Origin of the sequence: Vreelandella rituensis, from assembly GCF_003336665.1 — a bacterium.
In the GTDB taxonomy this organism is placed as follows: domain Bacteria; phylum Pseudomonadota; class Gammaproteobacteria; order Pseudomonadales; family Halomonadaceae; genus Vreelandella; species Vreelandella rituensis.
In genome coordinates this window covers 35,035-49,707 of sequence record NZ_QPIJ01000031.1, presented here as the reverse complement: position 1 = coordinate 49,707, position 14,673 = coordinate 35,035, and the positions used below count along the sequence as shown (strand labels likewise).

At 56.4% G+C, this 14,673-nt stretch carries 16 protein-coding genes and 4 tRNA genes; 8 read left to right on the top strand and 12 right to left on the bottom strand.

What is annotated here, in order from left to right; genetic code table 11:
- Positions 1 to 176: 176 nt before the first annotated feature.
- A complete protein-coding gene (locus tag DU506_RS12995) occupies positions 177 to 362 on the bottom strand; it encodes a ComEA family DNA-binding protein (RefSeq protein ID WP_328587980.1) in 186 nt (61 codons plus the stop codon).
- A 402-nt stretch (positions 363 to 764) separates the two neighbouring features.
- On the opposite strand from DU506_RS12995, the gene pyrF reads away from it, so the two are divergent.
- Positions 765 to 1,469: an orotidine-5'-phosphate decarboxylase gene (gene pyrF, locus DU506_RS12990; protein ID WP_114487335.1), complete on the top strand. Its 705-nt coding sequence runs from the start codon at positions 765 to 767 to the stop codon at positions 1,467 to 1,469.
- A 1-nt stretch (position 1,470) separates the two neighbouring features.
- Here the strand turns inward: pyrF and lapB are convergent, their stop codons facing one another.
- From lapB to DU506_RS12975, 3 genes are all read right to left on the bottom strand, one after another.
- Entirely contained in the window at positions 1,471 to 2,667 is a 1,197-nt protein-coding gene (gene lapB, locus DU506_RS12985) for a lipopolysaccharide assembly protein LapB (RefSeq protein WP_114487334.1), read from the bottom strand.
- Positions 2,668 to 2,973, bottom strand: a complete 306-nt coding sequence (locus DU506_RS12980) for a LapA family protein (RefSeq protein WP_114487333.1) — start codon at positions 2,971 to 2,973, stop codon at positions 2,668 to 2,670. It abuts the gene before it with no gap.
- 112 nt (positions 2,974 to 3,085) lie between these two features.
- Positions 3,086 to 3,382 (bottom strand): integration host factor subunit beta, encoded by a 297-nt coding sequence (locus DU506_RS12975; RefSeq protein ID WP_114487332.1) that lies wholly within the window; start codon positions 3,380 to 3,382, stop codon positions 3,086 to 3,088.
- 205 nt (positions 3,383 to 3,587) lie between these two features.
- Here DU506_RS12975 and DU506_RS12970 point away from each other — a divergent pair, with 205 nt between their 5' ends.
- Together DU506_RS12970 and DU506_RS12965 are read left to right on the top strand one after the other, a co-directional pair.
- On the top strand, positions 3,588 to 3,881 hold the full coding sequence (locus tag DU506_RS12970) for an FAD assembly factor SdhE (protein ID WP_114487331.1): 294 nt from the start codon (positions 3,588 to 3,590) through the stop codon (positions 3,879 to 3,881).
- The gene (locus DU506_RS12965; protein ID WP_147273753.1) at positions 3,841 to 4,233 is read left to right on the top strand and encodes a protein YgfX; all 393 of its coding nucleotides are present in this window, start codon (positions 3,841 to 3,843) and stop codon (positions 4,231 to 4,233) included. The genes DU506_RS12970 and DU506_RS12965 overlap by 41 nt, the downstream gene beginning before the upstream one ends.
- A 4-nt stretch (positions 4,234 to 4,237) precedes the next feature.
- Here DU506_RS12965 and nadB read toward each other — a convergent pair whose 3' ends face one another.
- From nadB to uvrY, 7 genes are all read right to left on the bottom strand, one after another.
- Positions 4,238 to 5,821 carry an L-aspartate oxidase gene (gene nadB, locus DU506_RS12960; protein WP_114487329.1) on the bottom strand — a complete coding sequence of 528 codons (1,584 nt, stop codon included), beginning with the start codon at positions 5,819 to 5,821 and terminating at the stop codon, positions 4,238 to 4,240.
- A 244-nt stretch (positions 5,822 to 6,065) separates the two neighbouring features.
- Positions 6,066 to 6,152 (bottom strand) — tRNA-Leu (locus DU506_RS12955).
- 53 nt (positions 6,153 to 6,205) lie between these two features.
- A tRNA-Cys gene (locus DU506_RS12950) sits at positions 6,206 to 6,279 on the bottom strand.
- A gap of 12 nt (positions 6,280 to 6,291) precedes the next feature.
- Positions 6,292 to 6,366: transfer RNA gene (locus DU506_RS12945), tRNA-Gly, on the bottom strand.
- 55 nt (positions 6,367 to 6,421) lie between these two features.
- Positions 6,422 to 6,970, bottom strand: a complete 549-nt coding sequence (gene pgsA / locus DU506_RS12940; RefSeq protein WP_114487328.1) for a CDP-diacylglycerol--glycerol-3-phosphate 3-phosphatidyltransferase — start codon at positions 6,968 to 6,970, stop codon at positions 6,422 to 6,424.
- A gap of 109 nt (positions 6,971 to 7,079) precedes the next feature.
- Positions 7,080 to 8,903, bottom strand: a complete 1,824-nt coding sequence (gene uvrC / locus DU506_RS12935) for an excinuclease ABC subunit UvrC (protein ID WP_114487327.1) — start codon at positions 8,901 to 8,903, stop codon at positions 7,080 to 7,082.
- A gap of 55 nt (positions 8,904 to 8,958) precedes the next feature.
- Positions 8,959 to 9,606, bottom strand: coding sequence for a UvrY/SirA/GacA family response regulator transcription factor (gene uvrY, locus DU506_RS12930; protein ID WP_114487326.1), 648 nt, complete (start codon positions 9,604 to 9,606; stop codon positions 8,959 to 8,961).
- Between the two features lie 208 nt (positions 9,607 to 9,814).
- Between uvrY and DU506_RS12925 the strand changes: the two genes are divergently transcribed.
- Positions 9,815 to 9,890: transfer RNA gene (locus tag DU506_RS12925), tRNA-Ala, on the top strand.
- A 67-nt stretch (positions 9,891 to 9,957) separates the two neighbouring features.
- On the opposite strand, the gene argF is transcribed toward DU506_RS12925, so the two are convergent.
- Complete coding sequence (gene argF / locus DU506_RS12920) at positions 9,958 to 10,878, bottom strand: ornithine carbamoyltransferase (protein ID WP_114487325.1); 921 nt, start codon at positions 10,876 to 10,878, stop codon at positions 9,958 to 9,960.
- A gap of 212 nt (positions 10,879 to 11,090) precedes the next feature.
- Here argF and grxD point away from each other — a divergent pair, with 212 nt between their 5' ends.
- From grxD to recR, 4 genes are all read left to right on the top strand, one after another.
- Positions 11,091 to 11,441 (top strand): Grx4 family monothiol glutaredoxin, encoded by a 351-nt coding sequence (grxD, locus tag DU506_RS12915; RefSeq protein ID WP_114487324.1) that lies wholly within the window; start codon positions 11,091 to 11,093, stop codon positions 11,439 to 11,441.
- Between the two features lie 298 nt (positions 11,442 to 11,739).
- Entirely contained in the window at positions 11,740 to 13,665 is a 1,926-nt protein-coding gene (gene dnaX / locus DU506_RS12910; protein WP_114487323.1) for a DNA polymerase III subunit gamma/tau, read from the top strand.
- 49 nt (positions 13,666 to 13,714) lie between these two features.
- Positions 13,715 to 14,041, top strand: a complete 327-nt coding sequence (locus tag DU506_RS12905) for a YbaB/EbfC family nucleoid-associated protein (protein WP_114487322.1) — start codon at positions 13,715 to 13,717, stop codon at positions 14,039 to 14,041.
- Between the two features lie 3 nt (positions 14,042 to 14,044).
- Positions 14,045 to 14,650, top strand: a complete 606-nt coding sequence (gene recR / locus DU506_RS12900) for a recombination mediator RecR (protein ID WP_114487321.1) — start codon at positions 14,045 to 14,047, stop codon at positions 14,648 to 14,650.
- The last annotated feature ends 23 nt before the right edge of the window (positions 14,651 to 14,673 follow it).

Below are 14,673 nucleotides of genomic sequence, written 5' to 3'. Positions count from 1 at the left end.
CAAGACAAGGCTGTAGAAGGCGAAAGCACCTTTCCAACCGCAGGATCGCCTACCCTGCGGAAAAACCAACGAAGGGACGCTGCTTCTGCGATTCGCGCCCCTTAATCCGACAGTCTCCTAGAGGGTTTGACCGTTTCCAAGCCCGGCATCCAGAGTGCCGGGCTTTTTCCAGCCTGTCAGAACGCTAGCTGTTCCTGCATATTTTCCACCGTGGCCGGTCCGATGCCGCTGACTCTTGTCAGTGCTTGGGCATCTGCGAAATCGCCGTTGCTTTCGCGCTCTTCGATGATGGCGGCGGCACGGCTGGGGCCGATGCCCGGTAGCTCCGCGAGAAGCTCTGCATCAGCGGTATTGACGTTAATCGGGGAACTTCTTGAGCAAACAACGATGTCCCCATGCTCAAGCCCAATCCAAGCAAAAGCGCAGCAAGAAATCCCTTGAATGATCCTTTCATCAGATTACCGCAGCTTGTAAAAAATGGCGGCGTAAAAACAGATCCCACAATGCCTGGCCGCAGTATTGCGAGTTGCGTTAGCCAGATGAGGTGACCACGCAGCTTGTGAGGTCATTACCCAACATACGCATCTGCGTAAAAATTTCTGTCGGAAAAGCCGCTTTTTCATGTAACCATTTACTTTCAATAAAGAGAGAAAATGCTTACATGCTGGATTCCTGAAAAGCTCAACAACCGATGAAAAGCTCAATGGCTGGTGAGCTGTCGGTAGGCTGGTATACTTCGGAAAATTATTGTTGGAGTTCCCATCGTGTCGACTGAATCCCCTCTGATTATTGCGTTGGATTACCCTTCGCTGGATGCCGCGCTGTGCATGGCTGACCAGCTGGATCCTCGGCATTGCCGGGTCAAGGTAGGCAAGGAGTTGTTTACGCGTAGCGGGCCGAGCGTGATCGAGGCACTGCATGGGCGAGGCTTCGAGGTGTTTCTGGATCTCAAGTTTCATGATATTCCCAACACCGTAGCGAGTGCCGTGCAGGCGGCCGCGGAGCAGGGCGTGTGGATGGTCAATTTGCATGCCGGGGGTGGTCGAAGGATGATGGAGGCTGCGCGCGAGCGGTTGGCACAGCATGACCTGCATACGCATTTGATCGCGGTCACGGTGTTGACCAGTCTGCATGCCGAGGATTTGCGGGAAGTGGGCGTTACGGCGTCGCCTGCCGATCATGTGGAGCGCTTGGCGTTACTTGCTCAACAAAGCGGAATGCAGGGGGTGGTGTGTTCCGCCCAGGAAGCGGGTCGACTAAAAAAGATCTGTGGAGAAGACTTCTTGAAGGTAACTCCTGGCATCCGGCCAAGTTTTTCTGCAGCCGATGATCAGCAACGTATCATGATGCCAAAACAGGCAATGGCGGCGGGGAGCACGCATCTGGTGATCGGCAGGCCGGTAACGCAAGCGAAAGATCCCATAGCGGCATTGGCTGCTATTCAAACCGAGTTGTCGGTGTCCAGCTAGCTTACTCGCCTTCGACCCCGGTGATCGGCTTGGTGGTACCCCAACGTCGACAGGCGGGGCACTGCCAGTGCAGTACGTCACCATCGAACCCGCAGCGCTGACAGCGGTGGCGAGGTCGGTTTTCGAGCAGGGCGTGAGTGTGGCGTTTTAGCAGCACCAGGCGAGAGTCGGGGGTTGGCCTTCCGTCCAGGCGTTGGCTTTCCATGTACAAGTTTATCAAGTAATCAATGCCCCCTAAGCTGGGGGCTCGGCTCAATTGATTGCCGACGCCCTCGATGGCTTTGTCTACCCCTTCCTGTTGATGAATAACGTCACCCAGCAAGATAATCACACTGGTGTAGGGCGTCTCACTCAGTAACTGCTCCAGGTGTTGCTTCAGGCCGACCTCATTGTTGTTGAGGTTGTAAGCGCGCTTTAGCAGGGGCAGCAAGGTGGGGATATGATCTTTGTCCTGAGCGGGGATGCGCGCCAGTTGCTTGATGGCGTGAGAATAATGCCCATTTTCCATGGCCAGTTCAGCCAACATCAGCGTGGCACGCACACAGTTTTCATCCAGTTGCAGGGCCTTGCGCAAATGGCGCTTGGCCAGGGCGCGGCTGGCTTGCTGAATATCTTTTTGGGCGATTTCGCATAACCAATGTGCGGCAGGGCGGCGCATTTCGGGATGATGCTTCAGCGTCGGCAAGGTGACATCGAGCGCCGCTTGCCATTCCCCTTCACGCTCGAACAGATTGACCAGTAACTGCTTGGCGGCCTCCTGGTGAGCATCGTTGCGAGTGATGCCGAGGAGCGAGCGGAGTAAGCGTTCGGCGCGGTCATAAAGGCCCAGTGCCATGAAGTCGTGCGCCAGTTCAAGCTGCACCTCTTCGTTCTGATGTGAGCTGAGTGCCGGGCGGGCGAGCAGGTTCTGATGGATGCTGACAGCCTTGTCCGCTTCGCCGCGTGAACGAAACAGCTTGCCCAAGGCAATGTGGGTATCAATCGTATCGCTGTTAACTTCGAGTACGTTGATGAAAGTGGTAATAGCCTGGTCGGGTTGTTCATTGAGCAAGTGATTCAGCCCGACGAAATAATCGCGTGAAGGCGTTCTGGAAGGGGGCTGGGCGCGCGAGAAATTGCGATATGCACGATACCGGCCCAACCCATAACCAATGGCAATGGCTGCCAACAAAACGGCCAGCAGCACGATATCGAACATTTACGCCAGTTCCTTGAGCTCCTGAGTGCGCAGGCTATCCAGTTCTTTGCGTTGTTGTTTATTTTGCCGTTCGGCTCGGGAGAGCAGGGCTCTCAAACGCACATAGACGCCGAGCATGGCCAGCATGCCTAGCACGACACCCACGGCAAGGGCAGCCAGCAGCCATACGGATAATGATACTGGCGGTAGTTCCACCCATATCAGGTTCAGGCCGATGGTTTGCTGGTTGTTAACGGCAAACAAGATGCCTGTCAGTATTACCAATAGCAGAATAACGGCCAGAATCAGCCCTTTTATCCAACGCATGAGAGTTTCCTAGTCAGTGACTTGTTCAGTGTGGCTATTGTGAATGAGTCGACGCGCGACGTCATCCGCATAAGGTCGGATAGTTTCGCGTTGGGCGAAGTAAACTGTAATCTCAGTAGCCCAAGGCGCGACTGGCATCCACTTGTTCTCGTAGCTCCTTGCCAGGCTTGAAGTGAGGCACGTACTTGCCCTCCAGTTCCACTGGGTCGCCTGTTTTGGGATTGCGCCCTGTACGCGGTTCTCGATAATGCAGAGAAAAACTGCCGAATCCGCGGATTTCCACGCGCCCGCCAGTGGCTAGGGCATCGGTGATGTCATCAAGTATCAGGCGCACCGCTGTTTCCACTTCCTTGACGGATAATTCGGGCTGATGCATTGCGATTTGTTCAATCAATTCTGACTTGGTCATCGGTTGGCTCCATGCGAACGTTGAAGGCCGTGGCGTACGTCCGACCTCATGGCACTCTTCTCAGCATACTGTGCAATCCTGGATAAAACAATTTAGATAAAACAAGGTACTAGGCTAGATTGTCTTCAGCGCCTGCAGCAAGGCTGGCGTGCCTATCCCTCTGAGGTATACTAGCGGTTCATTTCTCCTATTGCAGAGGCTGACATTGAGCGAAGACACGTCCTCGGACGCCATACTACGTAAGCGGCTCTATTGGCATTCTCGTCGTGGCATGTGGGAGTTGGATTTGCTATTGATCCCTTTTCTCGAGCAGCGCTTCGTCCAGCTCGATAAAGAAGACCAGTTGGCCTATGAAGCGCTGATCGAGGAAGAGGATCAGGATCTGTTCATGTGGTTAATGCGCCGTGAATGGCCGCAGCAGCCGGAGCGGCGACGTATCGTGAAAATGATCGTTGAACATGCCGAAACCACGGATAATTCTGCATATCGCACCCTCTAGACTGGCGATAGCCCTTCAACTGGTGTTGGCACTGTGGCTTGTGGTCATGGCCGGCTGGGTGGCGGGGGTTCTTGTCGGCGGGCTTGTGATGCTTTTCACTGCGCTGGGTATTGTCAAGGAAGCGCGCAATCAAGCTCGGGGCACCTTGACGATATCCGGTACCTTCCCGGCTTGCCTGGCTCAGTGGCAGACCAGCCAACAGAGACCGGGGCCGGATTGCTCAGTGCAATGCGATTACCTGGGTCCTTGGTTGATAGGCTTGCGCGTGGCAGGGCGCCGGATATGGCTTTGGCCGGACAGCGCCCCTGCAGAGCAGCGCCGCGTTCTGCGCAGATGGTTGCGTTACCCTTGAGCGACTAATCGAGCGCATCGAGTGTTATCAGAGAGGCGGCCGCCCTCTCCGCGATATCAGGCCAATCAAGGTTGTAGTGAAGTCCGCGTGATTCGTGGCGCTTTCTCGCGCATGCCACTGTCAGCCGCGCCAATTGCAGGGCCTGGCCCAGCTGTTGGAGAGCGACCCTGTTTTCTGTGCCTGAGGCTATTTCCCCCAGTCTTTGTTGAAGTGCTTTCAGCTGCGCTGCGGCGGTGTCGAGCCCTTGGTCATTGCGAACGATGGCAACGTACTGGCTCATGGTCTGACGCATATGCCGGCGAATCCGGGCAATTTCTTCACCGTCATCGTCATTACCATTTGTGGCTTGAGGTAACGCAAGCGGCACTAAGGCGACGTTAGGGCGCGACCTGGGCGCGCGCAGTGCCTGAGCGCAACTCCGGGCAAACACCAGGCATTCGAGCAAAGAGTTGCTTGCCATGCGATTGGCGCCATGCAGGCCTGTACAAGCCGCTTCACCGATGGCATATAACCGGGGTACATTGCTGGCTCCCTGCAGGTCGGTGGCAATCCCGCCGCAGCTGTAATGCGCCGCCGGTACCACGGGTATCGGTTGCTGTATAATATCGATGCCGCGCGAGGCGCAATGGGCAAGAATCGTGGGGAAGTGATGGCGAATGGCCGTTTCATCGAGATGGCGAATATCCAGCCAAACATGACCTTGCGTGCCGTGCTGGATCTCGGCATCGATGGCTCGAGCCACGATGTCGCGAGGAGCCAGTTCGCCACGTGGGTCAATATCAAGCATGAAGCGATGCCCATGTTCATTGAGCAATCGACCTCCTTCACCTCTCACTGCTTCACTGATCAAGAAGGCCTGGCCTTCGGGATCATAAAGACAAGTGGGGTGAAACTGCTGAAATTCCAGATTCATTAGCGTTGCGCCGAGCTCGGCGGCCATGAGCATGCCTTCGCCGCTGGCCGGTGCAGGCGTGGTGGTGTGCAGATAAAGCCCGCTGGCCCCCCCGGTGGCTAGCACGGTGTCATCGGCAACCAGGGTGTGAGGCTGGGCAGCGTCATCCAGGCAGTAAGCACCACGACATTGGCCAGCTACGTCGCGTAGCAGGCCGATAACCGCCAGGTCGCTGCGTTGGGTAATCTGCGGATGCTGAGCTACCTTGTGCAACAAGGTATCGACCACGGCACGGCCGGTGGCATCATCCGCATGAATGATGCGTCTGGCACCATGCCCGCCTTCGCGCGTCAGGTGATAGGGGTAGCGCGCCTTGGGGTCGGGGTCGGGGGTGAACGCCACACCGGTATCAATTAGCCACTGGATGGCAGCGGGGCCGTTTTCCACAGTGAAACGTACGGCCTGCGGGTCGCAAAGACCATCCCCGGCGATTAATGTGTCATTGATATGTGCGTCGAGATCGTCATCCGGCGAAAGTACCGCCGCAATCCCTCCCTGAGCCCAGCGGCTTGCACCTTGATCATCCTGAGCGGGGCGCACCAGGGTTACCGGACGGCTATCTGCAATTTCCAATGCCAGGGTTAAGCCGGCAACACCACCACCGATAATCAATACGTCGGGTTGAGGCGGGGTCATGGGCCGAATCTCCTTTCAGACAGAGCCTGGCCTAGGCAATCTTGAGCACGAGCGGCCGATCCAACCCAAGTGGTTGGGGGAGTCGAATCATAACGTGAAAGCCGGTGTTTAGCGATGCTGCTTGTAATCAGACAATTGCCCAATCAACAACGGCATGAGCGTCGAGATTAGTAAAGGAGGGCGGTGCCGGAAGCTGGGGCAGCTAAAGAAGGAAAATCGAAAGGAGAGATTCAGACAGGGTATTTGGTGCCCGGAGCCGGACTTGAACCGGCACGGGGTTGCCCCCGAGAGATTTTAAGTCTCTTGCGTCTACCGATTTCGCCATCCGGGCGGTCTGGATACTGCCAAGCATTGCACAAGGATAGGCACTGCTTCGAAATGTGATGGAGGCTGGAGTCGGAATCGAACCGGCGTACACGGAGTTGCAGTCCGCTGCATAACCACTCTGCCATCCAGCCTTCAAGAGTCAATGGAGCGGGAAAGGAGATTCGAACTCCCGACCCTCGCCTTGGCAAGGCGATGCTCTACCGCTGAGCTATTCCCGCTCGACTCGTGGGCGAATTATACGGATAAACCTGTGTCTGTCAACGGCTTGATGCGTTACATCGAACGGCTTAGGTGCGGCCATGCAGCTTTCAGATACTGAATCATCGACCATAGGGTCAGAATAGCCGCGGCATACAAAGTAATAACGCCGACCAGTGCCAGGCTGTGGCCGGGAGGAAAGGCCAGTAATACCAGGAGCGCGATCATCTGCAAGGTGGTTTTTACCTTGCCGATCCAGGAAACGGCCACTTGTCCACGCTTGCCCATTTCCGCCATCCATTCCCGCAAAGCGGAAATGACAATTTCCCGGCCGATGATGACCAGAGCGGGCAACGTCAGAATCAAGGTTTCATAACGTTCGATGAGCAAGGCCAGCGCTACAACCACCATGAGCTTATCAGCCACGGGGTCGAGAAAGGCACCGAACGGCGTCGATTGGTTCCAGCGGCGGGCCAGGTAACCATCCAGCCAGTCTGTCAGCGCGGCGACTCCGAAGAGAGCGGCTGCTAGCGGCAAGCTCCAATCGAAGGGGAGGTAAAACAGCACCACCAGTAAAGGAATGAATGCGATTCTAGCCAGTGTCAGGATGTTGGGTATATTCATCGCGAAGAGCGATCCTTGCTATAGGTAAACGAGGAGGGCGGGAAATGATCTGTCCATTCTATCCGCCTTGGCTCACGGCATCCATGCCGTTCTAGGGTTTATCTCACGACTAGCCGTGAAGTGAGCGGTGAATGGTTTCGGCTAGGGCGTTGCTTATTCCGGGGGCGCGGGCGAGTTCCTCGCGGCTGGCTTTTTGAACTCCCTGCAATCCGCCGAAATAGCGCAGCAATTCACGTCGGCGTTTGGGCCCGATGCCGGGAATATCCTGAAGGGTGGAGGTGCGGCGAGCCTTGTCGCGTTGCGCCCGGTGGCCGGCGATGGCGAAACGGTGAGATTCGTCACGAATGTGCTGGATCAAGTGCAGGGCAGGAGATGCCGGGTCCAGCGAGAGGGTGTTGTCCGAGGTTTCGAGAAACAGCGTCTCGAGCCCGGCCTTGCGAGTACTGCCTTTCGCCACCCCCAATAAACGAATCTCCGGCAACGCCAATTCATCGAGCACGGTGCGCGCCATATTGAGTTGGCCTTTGCCGCCATCCACGATCAATATGTCGGGTTTTTGCGCTTCTCCGCTCTTGACACGCTTCAGGCGGCGAGTGAGTACTTGCTGCATGGCGGCGTAATCATCGCCGGCGGCCACCCCTTCAATGCGAAAGTGGCGGTAATCGCCTTTACGCGGCCCGTTTTGGTCGAACACCACACAAGAGGCCACCGTGGCCTCGCCATGGCTGTGGCTGATGTCGAAACACTCCAGGCGTTTTGGTGGTTCGTCCAGGTGCAAGGCGTGCTGCAGGGCTTCAAAGCGCTGAGAAAGTTGTGTCTGGTTTGCCAGTTGGGAGGCTAGCTGTTGCTCGGCATTGGTCATTGCCAAGTGCTGCCATTGGGCGCGATGGCCGCGTACCTGATGGGCCAGGCGAATGCGTTTGCCTGCCTGGTGGCAAAGCGCCTCGGCCAATAGTTCGGCATCGGCCAGCGGGTGGCTGATAATGACTTCCCCGGGAATGTCGCGGGGTTGGCCGAGATAGAATTGGCTGACGAAGTCCGCCAGTAGCTGCTCCGGACTCAAGTCGAGATCGTTGGCGGGCATGTGATGCCGAGCACCCAGCAAGCGTCCATCACGCACGCTTAGCACGGAAATCCCCAGGGCGCCGGGGCGTTGAGCGAGGGCGAATATGTCGGCGTCACCACCCTCGGTGTCAACAAACTGGCGTTGTTGCAGTTCGCGGAGTTGTTTTACCTGGTCGCGAAAGCGGGCCGCTTCTTCGAAGTTCAGTGCTTCGCTGGCCGTTTCCATGGCATGTGTCAGTGCCTGGGTGACAGCATCGCTTTTACCTTCCAGGCACATGACGGCATGGTCGAGGTCACGCTGATAGTCTTCCTGGCTGATGTAATCCACGCAGGGCGCGCTACATCGCTGAATCTGATATTGCAGGCAAGGCCGTGAGCGATGAGCGAAAACGCTATCTTCACAATTGCGGATACGAAAAATTTTCTGCATCAACGACAAGCTTTCGCGCACCGCACCACTGCTTGGGTAGGGGCCGAGATAACGCCCGTCGTTGCTGCGCTTGCGCACGCGCTTATATTCCAGTGCCGGATAAGGATGACGGTCGCTGACAAACACGAACGGATAGGATTTATCGTCACGCAGCAGGATGTTGTAGGGGGGGCGAAGTTCCTTGATCAGCGTCTGTTCCAACAGCAATGCTTCTATTTCGCTGCGTGTCACGGTGACCTGGATGTCGGCAATATGCGTGACCATGGCCTGAGTCTTGGTATTCAGCCGGCCTCGAAAATAGCTCGATAAGCGGGTTTTCAAACGTTTGGCTTTGCCCACGTAAAGCGTTTCGCCTCGGGCATTGAGCATCCGGTAGATGCCCGGTGCCTGGCTTACGTTGTCGAGAAAGTGCTTGGGATCAAAAGAAGAGGTAGTCATGCAGGGCCTGGCGGTAGAAGTGGCACCCCGCTAGCTTAACAGAGGTGCACAATCTTCACTCTATCGTATCGTAGCCTTCCACCAAACCATGGCGCAACGCTACATGGGTGAGCTCTACATCGGTGGCGACTTGAAGTTTTTCAAACAAGCGATAGCGGTAGGTATTGACGGTCTTGGAGCTTAGGTGAAGTCGGTCGGAAATTTCTTGTACGCGTTGACAGTTCACGATCATCATGGCGATTTGCAGTTCGCGATGCGAAAGCTGGGCGAAGGGGTTGGCATTTTCGTTAAAAGGCGAGAGTGCCAAACGTAACGCAATTTCCTGACTGATATAGCGGTGGCCCTGAAAAACCTGGCGTATGGCGGTCACCATTTCTTCGGCTTGTGTACCCTTGCTTAAAAAGCCCGCTGCCCCGGCTTCCAGCAGTCGCCGTGCCACGCTGTCTTCCATGTGGGCGGTAAGTATCAATACCTTGATGTCTTGCATGCCGCGTTGAATGCGGCGTGTGGCTTCCAGTCCGCCAATGCCGGGCATACGAATATCCATCAGCACAATGTCCGGCCGTAACTGGCGCGTTCTGGAGACGGCAGTTTCCCCATCATGCGCCTCGCCCACAATCTTGATATCGCTTTCACTGTTCAGCAGATGGGCAATACTGGTTCTTACCAAGTGGTGATCATCAGCGATGAGGACGTTGATCAAGGTAAAAGCTCCTGCTTGAGCTGGGCAATAGTTGCCGTGGGAAGGGAGGTTTGTCGATATTGGATTATTCAAACGTAGCCTGACATAGCCGAAAGCAAAGTAGAATTAACAAAAAGTGCGATGGGAGGCTGTGCTCAGAAAAATCTTGACCCCAGGCAAGGATATCATTAGTATTCGCCTCGCTGTCGTTCTGCAAGCACAGCAACGTGGGGCCTTAGCTCAGCTGGGAGAGCGCAACACTGGCAGTGTTGAGGTCAGCGGTTCGATCCCGCTAGGCTCCACCAATCGCATATTAAAAAACCGCCTGAAGCTTGACTTCAGGCGGTTTTTTCGTGTCAGGCTTTCGCTTGATCAGTTGGAAACCTTGCCCAGCAACAGAAACTCGATCAAGGCTTTCTGGGCGTGAAGACGATTGCCCGCCTCCTGCCACACGACGGCTCGGGAGTCGTCCAACAATGTCTCGCTGATCTCTTCGCCCCGGTGCGCAGGCAGGCAGTGAAGAAACAACACATCTTCCTTGGCGTGATCCAGCATCGCTTCGGTTACCTGAAAACCGGTGAAATCCGCGACACGCTTGGCCTGTTCTTCTTCCTGTCCCATGGAGGCCCAGACGTCGGTAGTGATCAGATCAACGCCTTGAACGGCTTGCATGGGCTCGTGAGACAGCGTGACGCGCTCCCCGGCGGCGGCCAGGATATCCTGGTCGGGCTCGTAACCCTTAGGGCAGCAGATGCGCAGCTGGAAATCGAACTGGCGTGCGGCATTGATCCATGAATGACACATGTTGTTGCCATCCCCGATCCACACCGCGGTACGTCCTTTTGTACTGCCGCGCAGTTCCGTCCAGGTCATCACATCGGCCAATAGCTGGCAGGGGTGATAATCATCGGTCAATGCATTGATGACAGGCACCGTGCTGGCATCCGCGAAGGCTTCAAGGCCGGCATGCGAAAAGGTGCGGATCATGACCGCATCGACCATTTCCGATAGCACTCGCGAGGTATCGGCGATAGGCTCCCCTCGGCCCAGTTGCGAGTCGCGGGGCGAAAGAAACAGGGCATGGCCACCAAGCTGGGTCATGGCCGTTTCAAATGAAACGCGCGTGCGGGTGGAGGATTTCTCGAAGATCATCGCCAGAGTACGATTGGGCAACGGTGTGTAGCGTGGCCCTTGAGTCTTGAGATTGCTCTTGATGGTAATGGCGCGCTGAATCAGGTAGTGCAGCTCATCTGGGTTAAGATCCAGCAAAGTCAGAAAATGACGTGTCGCCATGGCAACTCTCCGCGCAAAAACCACCATCCTAGCCAGCCCGGGGGGGATGCGCAACGCGAAAGGCACGCGTAGAATGCTAGAGATCAACAAGCTTGAGTGGCGTGCTCGGGTATTATTTTCGACAGATAGCGATACTTCTGTTCGAATCGTACCTTCAGTAATGCCTGTCAAGCGGTTAAAAGACGTAACCGAACCATTGGAAAGGAGGTGTCATGAGCACCACAGTTGAGAATATCCAGCAGCAAATCAGCGAAAATACCGTTTTGATCTACATGAAAGGAACCCCGCAGTTGCCGCAATGCGGTTTTTCGGCCCAGACGGTTCAAGCGCTGATGAGTTGTGGTGAGCGCTTTGCGTTCGTCAATGTGTTGGATAACCCCGACATTCGCGCTGAACTGCCCAAGGTGGCTAACTGGCCCACTTTTCCCCAGCTGTGGGTGGAAGGTGAGCTGGTGGGTGGCTGTGACATCGTCGTGGAAATGCATCAGAGTGGCGAGCTGGAAAAGCTGGTCAAAGCAGCTTCTGAACGTGCCAATGCCGCTGAAGGCGACAGCCAGGCCTAAGGCCTTGGCCAAGGTTTAGCGTTGAGTTTGGCAACGCGTATTATTGGCAACGTGTGTTACTTGCCGGCCCGGTCTTCTTGCCGAGGCCGGCATTCCAGTGACTGCTTTATACCAACACCTGGTTCATGAAGTAACGCCGGTTGGCGAGCGTGTCCGCAGCCGCTAGAATATTTGTTGTATAACCTCTTTCTCGTAATGATCATCGCTGGTGATGTCGCGCTACTGGGCGACACATTGAAGACTCATTACGGCTATCCTCTCGCTGTCCATCAGCTTTGCTGCAAGGATGTCATGCTCGATGAGCTATCAGGTACTGGCCCGCAAGTGGCGACCGCGCACTTTTCATGAACTGGTGGGTCAGGCCCATGTACAGCGTGCTCTGGTCAACGCTTTGGATCAGGGGCGCCTGCATCATGCTTACTTGTTTACGGGTACCCGGGGCGTAGGCAAGACCACCTTGGCGCGTATTCTGGCAAAATGCCTGAACTGTACGGCTAACGGTTACGGCGATGAAGGCGTGACCTCGACCCCCTGTGGGAAATGCGATAGCTGCCAGGCGATCGATGAAGGGCGTTTCGTCGATTTGATCGAAGTCGATGCAGCCTCGCGTACCAAGGTGGAAGATACCCGGGAGTTGCTGGATAACGTCCAGTATGCCCCGACGCAAGGCCGCTACAAGGTGTATCTCATCGATGAGGTACACATGCTTTCCACCAGCAGTTTCAATGCCCTGTTGAAAACGCTGGAAGAACCACCGCCCCACGTCAAGTTCCTGTTGGCTACCACGGATCCCCAGAAACTGCCGGCGACGGTGCTTTCGCGCTGCTTGCAGTTCACGCTCAAGCACATGCAACCGGCGCATATTGTCGAGCATCTCGCCATGGTGCTTGCGGCCGAGCGGGTCCACTTCGAGGAAAGCGCGCTATGGTTGATCGGCAAGGCTGCCGATGGCTCCATGCGCGACGCCATGAGCTTGACCGATCAGGCCATCGCCTTCGGCCAGGGAAGTGTTCAGCACCTGGATGTGGCAGCCATGCTGGGTACCCTCGACCATCGCCATGTCTTGGCATTGGTCGAGGCGTTGGCGGACATTGATGCGCCGCGGCTGCTTCATGAAGTGGCCGAGCTGGCTGAGCAAGGCCCGGATTTTGCCGCCGTGCTGGATGATCTCACCGCTGTGCTGCATCGTCTGGCCGTCGCTCAAATGGTGCCGGAGGCGGTGGACAACGGCCACGGGGATCGTGAAACGATTCTCGCGCTGGCGGGGCGTTTCATCGCTGAAGATATCCAATTGTATTACCAGATCGGCATACAAGGCCGAGGCGACATGGTGCATGCCCCCGACTTGCGCAGTGCCCTGGAAATGACGCTGTTGCGGATGCTGGCGTTTCGTCCTCAGGGTGTGCCAAAGCCGCCACAGGTTTCCTTGCCCATGCGTGGCGAACCCACGGCTAAGTCCGAGTCTTTACCGGCGGCGCCGTCACCACATTCGGCGCCCGTAGCGAATGAAGCGTTGGCGCAATCACCCTCAGAGACAGCGCAGCCAGCCCCGCCGCCACCCCCTTGGGAGGAAGCGGTTGACGCTACACCGGGTAGCCCTCCTGAATCACAAGCTTCGGTTTCGCCTGAGCCGGCAGCGGCTCCTCCTTGGGAGCAAGAACCCGGCATCGAAGAGGCCACCGGCGAAAGCATTCCCGCCGCCAAAACCCAGAGCCTTGCGGCTGAGAGTGCGGTAACCGAGAGCGCTGTCATCGAGAATAGCGTTTCGGATGATCCCAGCGTTGAAGCCGAATATTTTGAGGCCTCACAAGCGGCAGTGCCTGGACGGCTGGATCATCAGGCTTGGTTGGAGCTTTTCGATGCGCTGGGGCTGGGGGGGTTGACGCGAAACCTGGCGGCACATTGTATTGTCGAAGAAGATAACGGTACGATTCTGCGTTTGCGCCTCGACCCTAACCAGGCGGCAATGCAAGCCGACGTCCATCAGCAGCGCTTGGAAAAATCACTGGCAAGCCAAGGGTTTCCTCGCAAGGTAAGTTTCGAGGTGGCAGCGCTGCCCGATGAACTGGAAACGCCGCGTCAGCGTGAAACACGCCATAGCCGGGAGCGTCATGCCCTGGCGGTGGCAGCCCTGAACAAAGACCCTCATGTACAGAAACTTCAACAGGTATTCGGGGCTAAGCTGATAGAATCCAGCGTCAAGCCAGCGGAAGAACTGCGCTAGCTTATCCAGATACCAGGTCAATTCTTGCTTTTTGAAAGAGGATGCACGCATGTTTAAAGGTGGAATGGGTAACTTGATGAAGCAAGCCCAAGAAATGCAGGAAAAAATGCAGCACGTTCAGGAAGAAGTCGCCAAGGCTGAGGTGCTGGGTGAAGCGGGGGCCGGAATGGTCAAGGTCACCATGAACGGGCGCCACGATGTCAGCAAGGTGGATATCGACCCCAGTGTCATGGAAGAAGACAAGGAGTTGCTGGAAGACCTGCTGGCGGCGGCGGTCAACGATGCCGTGCGCAAGGTCGAAGCTGATTCCAAGGCCAGGATGGAAGAGGCCACCGCCGGTTTGAACTTGCCGCCCGGCTTCAAGATGCCGTTCTGATCGATGCGATTTTCCCCGCTTGTCGAAAGACTCATGGAGGCCTTTCGCGTATTGCCCGGCGTTGGGCCGAAAACCGCCCAACGCATGGCAATGCACCTGCTCGAACGTGACCGTGAGGGTGGCCAGCGTCTTGCCGAAATAGTCAGCCTTGCCTTGAATGAAGTGGGCTATTGTCAACGTTGCCGCACCTTGACCGAGCAACCGCTGTGCGCCTTATGTGAAAGCCCTCGCCGAGACGATGCCTTGTTGTGCGTGGTGGAATCGCCCGCCGACCAGTTGGCAATAGAAGAAGCCGGTGGTTTTCAGGGGCGCTACTTCGTCTTGCATGGGCATCTTTCCCCGCTGGACGGTATCGGCCCTGAGGATATCGGGCTGGACCAGCTGGAAGCACGCATGGCCGAGGGTGGCATCCGCGAGGTGGTGCTGGCCACCAATCCCACCGTGGAAGGTGAGGCCACGGCGCATTATATTGCCGCACAACTGGCCGAACAGGGTGTCGCGCTTTCACGCTTGGCCTATGGCGTGCCCATGGGGGGAGAGCTTGAGTATGTGGATGGCGGCACCTTGAGTCGTGCCTTCAACGGCCGTTTGCCGTTTCGTAGTGAGTAGCCTTTTTTAGCCAACCCGGAATC

Bases quoted from the DNA above. Each gene is read 5' to 3' on its own strand.
- nadB (WP_114487329.1), bottom strand. From the start codon at position 5,821: ATGACCCCGCCTCAACCCGACGTATTGATTATCGGTGGTGGTGTTGCC.
- dnaX (WP_114487323.1), top strand. From the start codon at position 11,740: ATGAGCTATCAGGTACTGGCCCGCAAGTGGCGACCGCGCACTTTTCAT.
- DU506_RS12980 (WP_114487333.1), bottom strand. From the start codon at position 2,973: ATGCGTTGGATAAAAGGGCTGATTCTGGCCGTTATTCTGCTATTGGTA.
- lapB (WP_114487334.1), bottom strand. From the start codon at position 2,667: ATGTTCGATATCGTGCTGCTGGCCGTTTTGTTGGCAGCCATTGCCATT.
- DU506_RS12975 (WP_114487332.1), bottom strand. From the start codon at position 3,382: ATGACCAAGTCAGAATTGATTGAACAAATCGCAATGCATCAGCCCGAA.
- argF (WP_114487325.1), bottom strand. From the start codon at position 10,878: ATGGCGACACGTCATTTTCTGACTTTGCTGGATCTTAACCCAGATGAG.
- DU506_RS12965 (WP_147273753.1), top strand. From the start codon at position 3,841: ATGCCGAAACCACGGATAATTCTGCATATCGCACCCTCTAGACTGGCG.
- uvrC (WP_114487327.1), bottom strand. From the start codon at position 8,903: ATGACTACCTCTTCTTTTGATCCCAAGCACTTTCTCGACAACGTAAGC.
- DU506_RS12905 (WP_114487322.1), top strand. From the start codon at position 13,715: ATGTTTAAAGGTGGAATGGGTAACTTGATGAAGCAAGCCCAAGAAATG.
- pgsA (WP_114487328.1), bottom strand. From the start codon at position 6,970: ATGAATATACCCAACATCCTGACACTGGCTAGAATCGCATTCATTCCT.
- recR (WP_114487321.1), top strand. From the start codon at position 14,045: ATGCGATTTTCCCCGCTTGTCGAAAGACTCATGGAGGCCTTTCGCGTA.
- grxD (WP_114487324.1), top strand. From the start codon at position 11,091: ATGAGCACCACAGTTGAGAATATCCAGCAGCAAATCAGCGAAAATACC.